1 protein-coding gene is annotated in these 702 nt (G+C 50.9%); it reads left to right on the plus strand.

Annotated features, from left to right (window positions below; all coding sequences use genetic code 11):
* Nucleotides 1-702 (plus strand): hypothetical protein (locus J7438_RS26600; RefSeq protein ID WP_209279033.1); only part of this gene is annotated, 702 nt, incomplete at both ends.

A 702-nucleotide genomic window follows, 5' to 3' on the forward strand; every position in this document is an offset into this window, starting at 1 on the left:
CGGGCCGGATGCAAAACCGGAATTACCACAGACATCACAAGAAACCCGGGAAGAGGCTCAGGAAAAAGAAACCCGGGAAGAGGCTCAGGAAAAAGAAACCGGCTCGAAAGACGTACCCCTTCAACAGTCATCCACGGTCCGCTACCAAGGGAGTGAGGGAACCAGAGGACTGCTTGCCCTTGGCACGCTGGCCAGCTCTTTTCAGCATGCGAATTCGAAAACGATTAATAATCCAGAAGACCTGGGCAAGATTGGTCTAGCAGATTATCCCGAATATCCACCAGACGGCAAATATCAACAGACTGCGAATATTATTGTCAATGAAACCCATAAACTCATTGGCACATTCACTGGGGAGTACGATGGGCAGTGCTATACCATCAGCGGCCTGTATGACTGTTTTGTTGACACTCTGAAAGGCAACAGCAGCATCAGGAACCTTCACTTTACTGATGCCGATATAACTCACAATAAGAAGACCACCGGGTTAGCAGCCTGTGTTGTTGATGAATATGGCACAGTCAGTAATATCTGGGCGGAAAATGTTCATATTCACACCTCGCGTGATGATGCATACGTCGGCATCGGGGGGGGGGAGGTTAAAGGAAAGGTTGCCTGCATCACGGCGGTGGACAGCACGGTCACAACCACGGGTAAGCAAGCATCCGCCGGTATCGGGGGGGGGTTTGTTTCCGGAACGGT

It is taken from the genome of Thalassotalea sp. G20_0 (genome assembly GCF_017744175.1).
GTDB lineage: Bacteria > Pseudomonadota > Gammaproteobacteria > Pseudomonadales > Endozoicomonadaceae > Endozoicomonas.